The organism is Methanomicrobiales archaeon HGW-Methanomicrobiales-1 (assembly GCA_002839675.1).
Taxonomy (GTDB): Archaea; Halobacteriota; Methanomicrobia; order Methanomicrobiales; family Methanospirillaceae; genus Methanoregula.
On the sequence record PGYM01000001.1, the window covers coordinates 512,916 to 527,645 of the forward strand.

Annotated in this window: 11 protein-coding genes; 3 read left to right on the forward strand and 8 right to left on the reverse strand. The window is 53.7% G+C overall.

From position 1 onward, the window contains the following. Positions 1 to 11: 11 nt before the first annotated feature. From CVV30_02755 to CVV30_02780, 6 genes are all read right to left on the reverse strand, one after another. Entirely contained in the window at positions 12 to 542 is a 531-nt protein-coding gene (locus CVV30_02755) for a hypothetical protein (protein ID PKL70296.1), read from the reverse strand. 318 nt (positions 543 to 860) lie between these two features. Further along, a complete protein-coding gene (locus CVV30_02760) occupies positions 861 to 1,307 on the reverse strand; it encodes a hypothetical protein (GenBank protein PKL70297.1) in 447 nt (148 codons plus the stop codon). Between the two features lie 47 nt (positions 1,308 to 1,354). Continuing rightward, a complete protein-coding gene (locus CVV30_02765) occupies positions 1,355 to 2,791 on the reverse strand; it encodes an amino acid permease (GenBank protein PKL70298.1) in 1,437 nt (478 codons plus the stop codon). Next, entirely contained in the window at positions 2,791 to 5,097 is a 2,307-nt protein-coding gene (locus CVV30_02770; protein PKL70299.1) for an arginine decarboxylase, read from the reverse strand. Before CVV30_02770 ends, CVV30_02765 begins: the two co-directional genes overlap by 1 nt. Positions 5,098 to 5,722: 625 nt before the next feature. Continuing rightward, the gene (locus CVV30_02775; protein PKL70300.1) at positions 5,723 to 7,192 is read right to left on the reverse strand and encodes an IMP dehydrogenase; all 1,470 of its coding nucleotides are present in this window, start codon (positions 7,190 to 7,192) and stop codon (positions 5,723 to 5,725) included. A 17-nt stretch (positions 7,193 to 7,209) separates the two neighbouring features. Next, positions 7,210 to 7,896 carry a hypothetical protein gene (locus CVV30_02780; protein ID PKL70301.1) on the reverse strand — a complete coding sequence of 229 codons (687 nt, stop codon included), beginning with the start codon at positions 7,894 to 7,896 and terminating at the stop codon, positions 7,210 to 7,212. Between the two features lie 44 nt (positions 7,897 to 7,940). Between CVV30_02780 and CVV30_02785 the strand changes: the two genes are divergently transcribed. Both CVV30_02785 and CVV30_02790 read left to right on the forward strand, forming a co-directional pair. Next, on the forward strand, positions 7,941 to 8,612 hold the full coding sequence (locus tag CVV30_02785) for a nickel transporter (GenBank protein PKL70302.1): 672 nt from the start codon (positions 7,941 to 7,943) through the stop codon (positions 8,610 to 8,612). Next, positions 8,606 to 9,223 carry a dTMP kinase gene (locus CVV30_02790; GenBank protein ID PKL70946.1) on the forward strand — a complete coding sequence of 206 codons (618 nt, stop codon included), beginning with the start codon at positions 8,606 to 8,608 and terminating at the stop codon, positions 9,221 to 9,223. The genes CVV30_02785 and CVV30_02790 overlap by 7 nt, the downstream gene beginning before the upstream one ends. Before the next feature lie 306 nt (positions 9,224 to 9,529). Here CVV30_02790 and CVV30_02795 read toward each other — a convergent pair whose 3' ends face one another. Then, positions 9,530 to 12,124, reverse strand: a complete 2,595-nt coding sequence (locus tag CVV30_02795) for a valine--tRNA ligase (GenBank protein ID PKL70303.1) — start codon at positions 12,122 to 12,124, stop codon at positions 9,530 to 9,532. 158 nt (positions 12,125 to 12,282) lie between these two features. Between CVV30_02795 and CVV30_02800 the strand changes: the two genes are divergently transcribed. After that, positions 12,283 to 13,488 carry a TIGR00297 family protein gene (locus CVV30_02800; GenBank protein PKL70304.1) on the forward strand — a complete coding sequence of 402 codons (1,206 nt, stop codon included), beginning with the start codon at positions 12,283 to 12,285 and terminating at the stop codon, positions 13,486 to 13,488. 396 nt (positions 13,489 to 13,884) lie between these two features. Here the strand turns inward: CVV30_02800 and CVV30_02805 are convergent, their stop codons facing one another. Continuing rightward, positions 13,885 to 14,730, reverse strand: a complete 846-nt coding sequence (locus CVV30_02805; GenBank protein ID PKL70305.1) for a hypothetical protein — start codon at positions 14,728 to 14,730, stop codon at positions 13,885 to 13,887.

The following is a 14,730-nucleotide window of genomic DNA, read 5'->3' on the forward strand; positions in this document are numbered from 1 at the left end:
AGAGCGAACAATTACTGCCATTTTGTGACGATATAATAATTGTAGCCATCGCTTGAGACCCCGATTCCGACATCACTGGTATCCTTGTCCAGTATCCGGGAAACAGAACCGGGATCGCTTGTCCGCCACGCATCAAAGAGCATGGGTTCCAGTCGGATACCGGACATGGCCCAGGATAATTTCGGATAAATGAAAACATCGGAATCCTGATCCGCTGGTGTTTTTTGCCAGGTGGAATAGGCTGTCCGGGATACCTGGATTTCCTGGCTCGCGAGCAATGCCTCATGGGCGAGTGTGTCACTGATGGTGACTGCCGGCAGGCTGGAAGCCGCGCGCTCCGTATTTATCCAGGCAACCAGGTGTCGGGGAATTTCCGGATTTTCATCTGCAAGGATGCCCGATGAGATGGTGAACCAGGCCATTGCTGCAAAAACAGCAAAAAGAATGACGATCAGGACCTTGAGATATTTTTTCTTTCTGCTGACACCCAGGACATGGATCTTTTTCTGGTGATGGTGGGATGCGGGAGTATGATCTGACATAAGAATTCTTAGTCAGACATGAGCAGAATGCGGATAAATAATCAAAAAATTGTGCAGGTTCATTCGCACAACCGTGAGGTTATGCCATTGAGGTTGTTTGTAAATTATGCGAAAGTTGTATTTTTTTGCACAACTTCACGCTCTGGAGAAGTGGGGTTGAATCAAATTGGACTGCCCACCAGGTGATAGATGAGACCTTCCAAATATGAAGGGGGTCAAGGGGGTGCACCTCTTGGGCTGCTTCCCCTTCCTATCAGCCACAGAGGATAACCAAGCAATGGGAAAAAATTTTCAACAGAACAATTTCTAAAAAAAAAATTACGGTGATATTTTCTGTTTCAGGATCGGTGCAAGACGCTCAAGAATGTTACTGTTGGCAGGAGTCACGTAGATCAGGTGCTGGCCGATAACAACAAGGCTTCCCACCGGCTTGCTGCGCCCGACTTGTTGGGCATAATGTAAACGGACCGCCGCATCCCGGGATTCGGCGTTGTCAAATGACTGCGTGGATACGGAAATTGTCTCGCCGGTATTGTCCGTGAGGACATAGGTTTTCCCACCCTGTGCTCCGGGCAGGTTCCAGGTTGAATCCCTGACACTCGCAACGGTAATTCCCGTTGCCTGCGCAGCTTCATTCACCGGTTCACCGGATACCTGGTGGTAAGGAGATGCGTTTGCAATTCCCATAATCAGAACAAAGGGCATCAGGACCACCATGATGACGAGTAGGAAGAGCCCGATCTCCAGCCGGGTGTAGGTGCTCATGATTCTCCTCCATTCCGCGTGATGGTATCAGTTGTTTTCATCATCCCTCACCGCACTCCTCCAGCTGATTTGAGCCAGCTGGCCTTTTTGAATTTCAGGAATACCAGCGGTGGCACCGCGAGCAGGAAGGTGCCGAGCAGCACCGAACCCACGTACACAAATCCACTGGTCGTGAAATACGAGGGTGGCATGAGACCTACAATGAATGCAAAGATGGTCCCGAACATGCCTAGTCCCCCAACGAGCCAGATGCCGGCCATCCCGCCGGGGATCTTGAAGGGGCGTGGGGCATCAGGCTGGCTGTACCGGAGTTTGATCACCGATGCAAAGACCAGGACATACACGATACAGAGCAGTTCGACTGTCATTGCCGAAAGAATCCAGTATGCCTGGTTGACTGACGGGAGGAAGACATAGAGAAGGGAGATGACAGAACCGATCAGTGCCTGTATGACAAGTACTGCAACAGGTGCGCCATACTTGTTGGTCCGGTCAAAGAGCGGGGGCATGTTACCTTCTTCAGCAACAATACCCAGACCCTTGGCCGGGCCGATCAGCCAGGCTGCCAGGGAAACAACCCCGCCCAGCGTGATCAATACTGCCATCGGTGCCACAAGCCAGGACATACCGGCAGCTTTGAAGAAGTACTCGATGGCCTGCATGACACCCGATGCCAGATTGAGCTGGTTTGCCGGGATCACCATCGCGATTGCAAGCGTGGCAAGCACTGTGCAGATCACAATGATGATTGCTGACAGGGCCATTGCGCGGGGGAAATCCTTCTGGGGATTTTTTGTTTCGAGAGCATGGAAACCCGCCATCTCCATCCCTGCGAACAGGAGAATGATCGTAGCAAAGAATGGGAGGGTTGAAACATTGATTACCGGGATCATTGCATCAAGCGTGAGGGGCGGAAGCACAATGGCTTGTCCGGATCCCATCCACCAGATGCCGAGCATGATAATCAGGACCGCGGGAATGATACTACCCAGGATGACCCCCACATTGCCGAACTTCGTTGAAGCCTCTTCCCCGAAGTACGCGATTGCGGTGGTGCCCCAGAATGCGATCATCATGACGCTGAACATGTACCAGGGGTTATTTGCCAGGGCCGGTGTCAGGGCAAATGCGAGCGTGGATGCGATGAACGAAAGAACGGTGGGGAACCAGACAAGGTTGTTCGACCATTCACAGAAGAGGGCCGTAAAACCTCCCTTCTCCCCGAATGCCTGTTTGACCCAGGCATAGACACCGCCCCCTTCCGGCCAGCCGGTTGCCAGTTCAGCACCGGCAAGGGAGATCGGGATGAGGAACATGACCGCTCCTAAAATATACCAGCCGATACATGACCATCCATAGACTGCCATTGAAGGGAAGTTCCTGATACTCAGGACCGCAGCCACGTTTATCATTGCCAGGGCAAAAAGTCCCAGCACTTTTTTCGAGGGGAGCCCCGTGCTCCCGCCGGTTTCTTCGTCACTCATTATCTTTTCTCCTTGATGCAGTACATCCGGTATTCCCCGTTAACACACTCGATACCGTGCGTATCATGCTCGAATCCCGGGAAGTGCCGATCGAAATCCTGCAGGGTTTTAAGGTACTGGAGCACCGGGCCGTTCTGTTTCCCGCAACGCTCTCCCGGTGCGAGGATCGGGATACCGGGCGGGTACGGGAATATTCCGGTTGCCACGATACGGTTTCCTGCCTTTTCTATGGGTATGTGTTCGACTTCGTTGTGCACCAGTTTTTCAAACGCTTCAGCGTATGTGATCGCCGGCTCCGGCAGGACTGCGTAAGCCTTCTGGAGAATGTCGCACATTTTATGTCCTTTCTTGAACTGGTGCATCTCATCGGCCAGTCCCTTAAGCGTCATGCCGCCATAGCGTTCCGGGTGCCCGGTCGTGAGGTCCGGGAAGACCTCTTCAAGCGGGGTATTCTCGTCATACAACCGTTTGAACTCGAAGAGTTCAGTGATGAGTGTTCCCCATTTTCCTTTGGTAATTCCCATGGAGAAGAGGAACAGGATGGAATAATCGCCGGATTTTTCATTGATGATGCCCCGGGTATCGAGGAATTTGACCATGAGTGCTGCCGGAATACCCCAGCTGGCCAGGGTGCCGTCATTGTTCACGCCGGGCATAAGCACGGTGACCTTGATGGGGTCAAGCATGCAGTAATTGTCCGGCAGGCCATTGAACCCGTGCCAGATCTCGTTCGGGTGCAGGACCCAGCAGGACGGGTTGTCCCGGAGAGTATCGAGCGATGCATCCTGGAATGCAGTCTTCTTCCGGGTTTTGGGATCAGTGACGGTATCCGGCTGCCACATCGGGAACCACCAGTCCTTCTTTCCCTTTACCGTCTCGATCTCATGCTTGATGCGTGCCATTGTTCTCCGGAACCGGATCGCTTCTTCAATGGACTCGGTAGTCAGCATCTTACCGGATACCCCGTCCATCATCTTTGAAGCTACATCGAGCGATGCGATGATGGTGTAGAGCGGGGAGGTGGAGCTGTGCATCATGAACCCTTCATTGAAACGGCCATGTTCAATGGGGATTCTCCCGTTTCTCACGTGGACCATGGATGCCTGGGAAAGGGCCGCCAGCAGTTTATGGGTGGACTGGGTGGCAAAGATGGTCGGGCCTTTTTCGTTCCGGGCGCCATCCCGCATCGCGAACCTGTCCTTGTAGATCGGGTTAAACCGGGCATACCCGTACCATGCCTCATCGAAATGAATACTGTCTACACTTTTTCCCAGGTTCTCCTCAACCTGTTTGGCATGGTAACAGAGCCCGTCATAAGTTGAGTTGGTGATGATCGCATGCACCGGCTTCTGGCTGCGGGCGGTTTTTGCCAGCGGGCAGGCGGCAATTTTAGCCTTCAGTGCTTTCTGCGTCATCTCTTCCGGGGGAATCGGGCCGATGATACCGTACCGGTTCCGTGTCGGGATCATGTACACTGCAACGGAGTGCGTCATGGTCAGCGCATGTTCCGCTGATTTGTGGCAGTTGCGGTCAACTAAAACGATCTCATCCTTGCTCACCCGGCCGAAAAAGACAATCTTGTTTGCCGTGGATGTGCCGTTTGTCACGAAATAGGTCATATCTGCGCCGAATACTTTTGCGGCGTACTTTTCTGCCTCGCCCACAGGTCCTGAGTGATCGAGGAGTGAACCCAGTTCGCCGACAGAGATGGAAAGATCGGACCGGAAGAGTTGTTCGCCAAAGAAATTAAAAAACGCACGCCCGGCCGGTGATTTCCGGAACGCTGTTCCCCCGGCATGTCCCGGCGTGTGCCACGAGTATTCGAAATCCTTGGAGAACTTTACCAGTTCGCCAAAGAACGGGGGAAGGAGATTCTCCCGGTAGCGTTTTGCTGCGGCAGTGATTCGCCCGGCAATAAATTCGGGAGTATCTTCCATCACCCAGATGTATTCATTGATCTCCCGGACGGTTTTTAAATGAAGGGACGTCTGCGGGGCATTGGTTGGTTCGCCCATCAGGAAGATGGGAATTTTTTCATTGCGCTCCCGGATCTCGTCAATGAGTTTTTCCGTCACGAGATGCTTTTCGTGGGTGTCGCCTCCAAGGTTCCAGTTGATAAGGATACAGTCAACTTCAGGAAGTGCTGCGTAGGCAGCCCGGGCATCTTCAGGTGAGGCGGCTTCTCCTACCCGGATACCATATTCCTTGAGCCCGTTAATGATTCGCAGGATTGCACGCCCCTGCGGTGAATCGGTCTTATGGGCATCGTCGATGATGGCGACCGTCAATGACTCTTCGTTTTTCATGGTGTTCTCCCCGTATTTGTCCGGTACGATTGTTCAGTACCCGGGTTTTTAATTTCCGGGTATTGTATGAGAAGCAGTAACGATTCCATATATGTTCCCCGGCGGCTCCAGTTCACAGGTTTTTTTAATCCTTCGTCTGGGCACTACCGTCAGAAGTATCCGTTCCTAATCCGGTTACAGGGCAGGTTATCGGTTTATTGGAGAATGATAATCATTCCCCTTCTCCGGTACCTGCCCCGCACAACAGAACTGTTGCGACGTGATATTTAAGCATATCTTTGGTATATCGCGAACTCTAACCTAGATTTGCGGATACAATTACCTGCTCCAGGATCTCGTGGAGCCTATTTGCGGTTAACGGTGCAAAAAAATCCTGTAAAAACTGCAAAAAGAAGCCTGCTACAGATGCAGCAGACATCTCAATCTCACAACCGTCAATGCGTCATCCTGCTACCGCGGAGCAGCGTCCGGTAGTCTTCATCATCTCGTTTTTATGCAATACCTTGAGCGATACACGAAAAGATAATCGGATTTACGGTAACGCTGGTCTCTTAATGTGACGGCAAGATAATTCAAAGAAAAAAGTCATGGGAACCAGGCGGTTCCCGGGTTTTCATAAAAAAATTTATTCAAATAGCCGGTAGTTCGGCGCTTCATCGGTAATAAGAATATTATGCGGGTGGCTCTCGGTCATGCCGGCATTGGTAATCCGGACGAATTGTGCATTGGCATGCATATCGGCAATTGTTTTTGATCCCGTGTAGCCCATCGCCGATTTCAGTCCGCCCACGAGCTGGTACATGACTTCCCCGACATGGCCGACATACGGAGTCACCCCTTCAACACCTTCAGGTACAAACTTGGTGGCCCCGATATCCTTTTTCTGGAAGTAACGATCGCTTGACTGCCCGCTGCTCATCACGCCCAGTGAACCCATGCCGCGGTACTGCTTGTACCGCCGTCCCTTGATGGTGATCACTTTGCCGGGCGATTCATCGGTGCCGGCAAACATGCTGCCCATCATCACGCAGTCTGCTCCCGCGGCAATGGCCTTTGCCACGTCTCCGGAGAACCTTACGCCCCCGTCTGCAATGACCGGCACTCCCGCAGGATGAGCGATGTCAGCTACCTGTGCGATTGCGGTGATCTGGGGAACCCCGGTGCCTGCAACAATACGGGTTGTACAGATTGAGCCGGGTCCGATACCGACCTTGATCCCATCAACCCCGGCATTCACCAGCGCCTCGGCCGCTTCGGATGTTGCAATATTTCCTGCAATCACATCGGCTTTGACACTGCCCTTGATCTCCTTGACGGCAGCCACCACTTTCATGTTATGCCCATGAGCGCAGTCAACCACCAGTGCATCGACCCCGTTCTGGTCGAGCAGTTCGGCCCGCGCAAAATCAAACGGCCCGACCGCTGCTGCGACCCGGAGATTACCTTTTGCATCCCGGGTTGCATTGGGATACTGGCGTTTTTCTAAGATGTCCTGCATCGTGATGATGCCGATAAGTTTGTCTTTCTCATTGACCACCGGCAGGCGCTCGACTTTGTTGGTATACATAAGCTCGAGCGCTTTTTCAGACGTGATATCTTCCGGGGCGGTGACGAGTTTTGTCGTCATGATGGTCTTGATATTCTCATCGCCGCGTTTGGAGACGATTGCGCGGACGTCCCGCCGGCTGACAATACCAATGATGCATCCCTTATTGACCACCGGGACGCCCCCGATGCTGTACTGGTGCATCAGCCGTTCGGCATCGGAAACCGAGGCGTGCTCTTCTACATAGAGTACATCGCGCTCGATCAGTTCCTCAGCCTGCTTGACCTCGATGAGCTCCTGCAGCTCGTGCTCGGCGGTCATGTTCCGGTGGAGGACCCCGATACCCCCTTCACGGGCAAGAGCGATTGCCATCCCGGACTCAGTCACTGTATCCATCGCCGCAGAGACAAGCGGGAGATTCATGCGGATATTTTTCGAAAATTTCGAGCGGATATCTGCTTCTGCCGGTTCCAGCCAGGAAGCCTGCGGCCTGAGCAGTACATCATCGAAGGTTAATGAGAGTGGCACATCCAGTTTCTCGACGTACATAGGTCACCTGTAAACTATTACCTGATCATCGCAAGGGCGGTCTTAATCAAATCTTCGCGGACCGTTGCATTCCGGTCGCCCCCGCATACCATCCCGCGTACGCCAATGATATCCGGGTTGATGCGCTTGAGTGCATCAATGTCTTCAAATTTCAGGGCCCCGGCAAGTGCGGTCTTGAGGCCGAGTGTTGTGTTGGTTTCGGTAAATGTCCGGAGCGCTTCTTCATCCATGAAGGCAAAGGTGCTCTGCCGGTCCTTGATGCCGGTATCTACCATGACAAAGTCGGCACCTTCATCAGCAGCGATAGGTGCCATGTCAAACGGCGAGATCGAACCCATGCGCTGGTAATCGGAATAGGCAGCAATCACGACAAATTTTTCGGGAAATTCATCTTTTACTGCTTTTACGACGCCAGCGATCAACTCGCGGGCTTTTTCCTTGCCTTCAAAGGTGAGTCCAATCTTGATGTAGTCTGCACCGGCGCAGGCTGCACCGTAAGCCGTGAGGGCGGCTCCGCCCGGTTTGAAATCGAAGTCGCCGATGGCCGCACTAACGGGCTTTTTTGCAAAGGATTTGATCTCGCGAATCACCCATGGATAGTTGGCGCCCAGCGAGCCCTCTGATGGTTTTTTGACGTCGATGATATCTGCAGCAAGCGAATATCTTGCCTCATCGATTGAGCTTGGGCTGACCAGCAATTGCATAGAATTTAATGATCTTTTGTCCTAATAGTGATTGCTGTTCACCTATGGATCTCGTTCTTGCGATGGATTTGCGGCAGAATTGTGTAGTTCATGGTAAATCCGGGAACCGGGAGACCTATAAACCGCTGGACTGGGGGCTGTCACCGACGGCAGAACCCCTTGGGTACGTAACCGCTATCCGGCCAAAATATCTCTACATCGCAGATCTCGATCGCATTGAAGGCACCGGTGCGCATGATGCAATCGTAAAACAGTGCGCGGAAAAAGTCGCATGCTGTTATGTTGATCGCGGCTGCCGTTCACCAGCAGATCTGCTTTCCGGAAAAAATATTAAAAATATTACCGGCACCGAGACCGGGGGAGCGGACCTTTCGTGTTACCGTGGCGGCTACCTGAGTGTCGATGTGAAAGATGGCAGGGTGATCCCAACCAACGAAACGCCGGAAGCATTCCTCACCCGGGTAAATGACTGGCATTTCGAAGGATGCATTATCCTCAACATTGGTGCCGTGGGAACGGAATCGGGTATGGACTATGATGCTCTCAAAGCATTGCGGGCTGCCTATCGCGGCAGGCTATTGTACGGGGGGGGGGTGGCAACCGTCAAGGATCTCGAAACCCTCAGCGCAGCAGGATTTGATGGCGCAATCATTGCCACGGCCCTGCACCGGGGCCAGATTCCAATTGAATGGATACGGAGGGGAACCTGTTGTTAGTCACGATTGAAGGAATTGACGGGAGCGGCAAGAGCACCCTGCTCACCGCACTCAAGAGCCAGCTTACCGATCTCGATCCCCTCTTCACCCGGGAGCCGGGCGCTACCTGGGTTGGCGAAGCAGTGAGGAGAGCGATTGCCGAGCAGATAGATCCGATCACGGAAGCCTCGCTCTTTGTTGCGGACCATGCCGCACATCTCGCAACGCTCGTGCGTCCTGCTCTTGCTGAAGGCCGGCTCGTTATCTCGGACCGGTACAGCGACAGCCGCTTTGCCTACCAGTCCGTGACGCTCAAAGGAATTGTCCCGGACCCGGAAGGATGGTTACGGGCAATGCATGATGGCTGGTCGATCACGCCGGACCGCACGTTTTTGCTCGTGCTCTCGATTGACGATGCGCTTGCCCGTCTCGCAGATAAGAGCGGGCGGGAGCATTTCGAGCGGCGGGAAGTGCTCGAAGGAGTCCAGAATAATTATCTCGCGTATGCCCGCAACGAACCCTCGCGGTTTGTGATCGTGGATGCTTCTTTGGGAAAAGAAGATATTGCGAAATTTGTTGCGGATGGGATCCGGCAGGCTGTGCGGTCGGGGAAAGAGGGGCGGAAGCGGTAGAACGGGTCAGGTTATTAGGATTCTAATGTTGGGATGTTTCCCACCCCTGATGGGGGTCGCCGCGACGCCTCGTCGGGTCGCGGCTGGGCAGGTTCTTATTTTGTTTATTTCAGTCACCGTAAATTTTTCCAAAGTGTGATAACTCCGGAATGTTTGTAAAAAAACAAAAAGGGGGTCAAGGGGCGCTCCCCTTGGGGTGCCTCCCCCTCTGGGGGAGAGAGGGGGTCACATTCGCATTTTTCTATGAGCATCAACGGAAGAATGCAATCGTAAAAAATTGAAAAAAAAGAGTTAGAGAGTAAAATCTTACACTTTCGCGATCGTCAGGATCACATCGCCGACCGTGATCACATCCACCTGTGCGCCCTCTTCCATATACGAATATTTTGGTGTAAAGGCGTTCTCGGGAACTGCGGTTTCTGTGCCTTCGAGCATAATCGTTGCCGGCGGGTTTGCGAGTTGTTCCGGTGTGAGGGCCTTGATCGCGGCCATGAACGCCCCTGCCTGTTTGCGGAAGGTCGGCCCGATAACCGAGCGGTTGAAATCGATATCGGTGATCACCCGGTCGAGTTTCGCTGCATCCGTGCGCCAGTGAACATCCGCATTGAGCGTGCGACCGGTATCGCCTTCGTCATTCACCGTGTGGGGTGCATAGATGGTGACTTTACCGAGCGGTGCATTGAGCGCAAGACCGGCGTCGTGCTTGTACTTGCGCACTTCGGCTACCACCTGCACGAGCAGGTTGCCTTCCATACGGGCTGCATCATCATCGTACGTGAATGCAACCCACGGCTGCTTGTGCACGCTCTTACCCGGGCTGAGGTGCGAGTAGCACTCCTCGGCAAAGTAGGGGGTGAACGGGGCAAGCAGCCGGCAGAGCGCATCGAATGCGGTGTGGAGTGCGAGGCATGCTCCCTTCCGGGATGCGTCGTCCTTGTACAGACGGCCCTTGACCAGCTCGATGTAGTTGTCGGCCAGCACATCCCATGCGAACTCGCGGATAGCCTTGAGGGCGATGTCGAACTGGTAGGCTTCCAGTGCATTGCTGACCTGTTCAACCGTATCCGAAAGCCGGACGAGCAGCCAGCGGTCGGCAAGTGCGGTGATCTGCGTTTCGGGATCAAAACCCTCTTTCTCCAGCTGGATTAAGGCGAACTTAGTGATGTTCCACATCTTGGTCTGGAACCGCGAGGCCGCAACCACATCGTTCCAGTTGAACATGATATCCGAGCCGGTTGCCGCACCCATTGCTCCCCACTGGCGGAGTGCATCGGCGCCATACTTCACAAGGATCTCTTCGGGCACAATGATGTTGCCCCGGCTCTTGCTCATCTTGAAGCCATCTTCTCCGAGCACCATGCCGTTGACCAGGATCTCGTTCCAGGGTTTCTGGCCGGTGAGTGCTACTGAGCGCAGGATGGTATAGAACGCCCAGGTGCGGATGATATCGTGGCCCTGCGGTCGGATCTGTGCCGGGAAGAACGGCGGTGTGCCATTGCCATCCCAGCCGGTTACGTTCAGCACCGAGATGGACGAGTCCATCCAGGTGTCGAGCACATCGACTTCTCCGGTAAATTCCGTGCTGCCACATTTTTTGCAGGGGTGCTTCGGGCTGACCTGCGTGGGATCGATCGGGAGATCCTTGTCTTCCGGTACGGTCATCTCGCCGCACTTTTTACAGAACCAGACCGGAATCGGGGTGGCAAAGATACGCTGCCGGGAGATACACCAGTCCCACTCCATCTGTTCCACCCAGTTCTCCATCCGGAGAAGCATGTGCTCGGGGAACCATTTGATCTGGTGGGCTGCATCGGCAATCTCCTTGGGTTTGATCTTCACAAACCACTGGCGTTCGGAGAGGATCTCGATCGGCGTCTTGCAGCGCCAGCAGGTGCCAACGCGCTGGGCGAGTTTCTCCTGCCGCTTTAAGATATCCTGCGCTTTCATCTCGGCGATGATTGCGGTACGGCATTCGGTGGTATTCAGGCCCTTGTATTTGCCTGCGATTTCGGTCATCCGTCCCTGGCGGTCGATCGCTTTCCTGAGAGCAAGGTTGTGCTGTTTCCACCAGTGGACATCCTGCTTGTCCCCAAAGGTACAGATCATCACTGCGCCGGAACCAAATGCGGGATCGACTGCCTCATCCAGTACCACCGGCACATCGTGACCAAAGAGCGGGACTTTCATGGTCCTGCCCTTCAGTTCGCGATAGCGTTCGTCTTCCGGGTGAACCGCAATCGCAACACAGGCTGCCAGCAGCTCCGGCCGGGTGGTGGCGATCTCCACGCCATCGAAATCGAAATAATTGAGCTGGGTCTCCCGGTCTTCATAGGCAACTTCGGCAAACGCGATTGCCGTCTCGCACCGGGTGCAGTAGTTCACCGGGTGCTCGCTCTGGTAGATGTAGCCCGACGCAAGCATGCGCAGGAACGAGAGCTGCGTCTTGCCGTAATACTTCGGCTGCATCGTGACGTACTCGTTTGACCAGTCCGTGGAGAATGCCATCTTCCGCAGCGTGATGCGCATCAGGCCGATGTTCTTTTCTGTGAGCTCGCGGCACATCCGCCGGAACTCTTCGCGGGAGACATCGTTTTTTGTGATATGGTTGAGCTCTTCGACTTTCACTTCGGTCGGAAGCCCGTGGCAGTCCCAGCCCTGCGGGAACATCACGTTGAATCCCTTCATCCGTTTGTAGCGGGCGAAGAAGTCGATGTAGCACCAGTTCAGGGCATTGCCGATATGGAAATTGCCGGTAGGGTACGGCGGGGGGGTGTCGATCACGAACTGCGGTTTTTTTGAGTTTTTGTCAAAATAGTGATCTTCATCGCGCCAGATACTGCGCCAGCGCTCCTCCACCTCTGCAAAATCATAATTTTTGGGTAGATCCTGTGATGACGCCATTGTCGCAGATGTTTGTCGTTGTAATAAAATATAGTAATCGGATTCCCCAGCGATGGTCAGGGGTAATCTCCGTCTGTGGGGACATCAACCCGGTCTCATTGGGATAAAGTCATAAGGATAAAGCTCTTTTTTTTGTTACAACAACACATGATGTACTAATGGTGCGACAAAGAGGACTTGGCTATGCAGCCGCTATTACTGGTGCAGCTATCCTTGTAGGCCCCTATCTCAAGCCGGCCTGGCTCATGGGAATTGTCGTGATCCTGTTCGCTCTTATCCTCTGGCGATTTTTCGATACCAAATATCTCAGTTATGCCATGTGCGCACTCGGCGCCCTGTATGGCGTCACGCTCCTGCCGTTCTTTGTCTTTGCCACATCGCTTGCAATGATCGTGCTGGGAGAACTCGTCTTCCAGACGGGCGCCGATGATCTCAATACGTACCTGTATTACGTTATCTCGACTGCATGGGCAGGAGTCCTGGTCATGGCGTACCTGAACGAGCGGGCGTTTCTTACCATCATCTTCGGTATCATCGCGGCCGTTCTCCTAAAAGTGATCCTGCTCAAGTACGAGGACTCGCTGATTCTCGAAGCCATTGGTGTTGCCATGACGATGTGGCTGATCCAGGAGCTCAATTACCAGGTGAATCTCCAGCTGGTGGTTGCGGCGGTGATCGTCGGGTTTACGTTCGGCTACTTTGCTTTCCGTGCAAAAACCGCAGACCTCTCCGGGCTCTTCTCCGCTGCGCTCGTGGGAATTATCCTCTTAGTCTTTGCCGATGTCCGGTGGTTCATGATCATGCTCGCGTTCTTCATCCTTGGTTCCCTTGCCACCAAGTACAAGTTTGAATACAAAAAGCGGATCGGCGTTGAGCAGGGGCGTGGCGGGGCACGGGGATACCGGAATGTCTTTGCCAACGGGATCGTTGCCGCAGCTGCGGCAGTGCTCTATGGCGTTTTCCAGCAGCCGATCTTTATTGTGATGTATGTCGGCTGCGTGGCCACGGCCGCGGCCGATACGCTGGCAAGCGAGATTGGGGTCACCGGCGGTATTCCCTACATGATTACCACGCTGAAAAAAGTGCCCATCGGTACGAACGGGGGGGTAACCCTTGTCGGTCAATCGGTTGCGCTTGCCGGTGGTCTGGTTGTTTCGCTGGTTGCTCTCCTGCTGGGAGTCATCACCCTTCCCATGGCAATTATCTGTACGTTCGCCGGGTTTGTCGGCACGAATATCGACAGCCTGGCCGGTGCAACCTTCGAGAACCGGGGCATCTGGGGCAATGCCGGTACGAACCTGATCGCAACTATTGGTGGCGGACTGGTAGCGATGGGGCTGTTCTTTGCGTTCCACCTGAATTAACGGGGCCTGCCTTTTTTGCCGATGTTGTTTTGGGATTTTATTATTGTCGCCGATTTTTCTTCGCTGCCCTTTGGATTTTGAAACCGGCCAGACTGAGAAAGTAAATTTTATAGACCGGGGCTGATGCCCTATGCCCTTATACCCGCCTTTACGATCGACCCCGCTGTTCATGACTGGTTGCTCCCGCGGCGGAGCGATGACTGTTTTTAGAAATTTTGCCAGAGCAGATGGTCGAGAGCAGGTCACCGGGCAGATCCCCGGGCTTATCCGCAGATCTCTGTGCATTCCCTAAAAAGAGCGCTTGTAAGCTGCATACAATGGTGGTGCAAAAAATCAAAAAAAATCTGGTTGATTTGCCGGAGCCTGAAGGATTTTTAAAAAATCCCCAAGACGGCTTTAATATTTGTACCAGCGTCCCTTGCTGTCAAATTCCCCGGAAGTGGCTTCCGGGCTGACCGGGACTGACGCCTTGGTGAGCGAGCGGAAGAAGCATGCCTTGTAGGTCGTGAGGATGGGCAGGAGTACCAGAAAGCCAAGGAAGAGGCAGACTGCGGTTATTACCGTCCCGTCAGCCCCGATAATGCCGACCAGCTGTTCCGGTGTGAATGTCGCGATCTGCGTCTCGTTGAAGTGCGTAAGGGGTTCGAGTTTATCGTACAGCGCCGCTTCCCAGACCATCATGAGCGAGAACATAATCGTGAAGCATACCGCAGCGGAGATGACAAAGAACCCGAGAACCCGGCCCGACTGGACGCTCACCAGTCCGATACTGCGCCGGATGGCGTCAAAAACCCGCAGGTTTTCAAATACTGCTGCCGTGTCAAAGAAAATGGTGAAGAATATTACCGGCACAAGAATGCAGAAGGCAAAAATCCCCACAAACTCCTGGTCCACCGGGATCCCGGCAAACGAGAACGTTATCGCGACAAGGGAAACGAGAATCAGCGTGCAGAAGATGATCACCAGCAGGGGCAGCAGCACCCGGAAGAAATACTGGATGCTACTGTTGATGAGTTCGCGGATATTTCCGCTCCCGTTCATGATCAGGACATAACTTCCGGTAATCAAAAAGAAGGAAATAAGTGAACAGATCAGGATGAAGCGGCTGGCAAAGAAGCTGCCCTCATTATTGTAGATCATCCAGATACCCGCAGCAAAAATTCCGGTAACCAGCCCCGGGATCCAGAGTGCCGGGATGCTCCGGAGCAGCCCGAGGGCTTCTTTGAGTTCTTCCAGAACCAT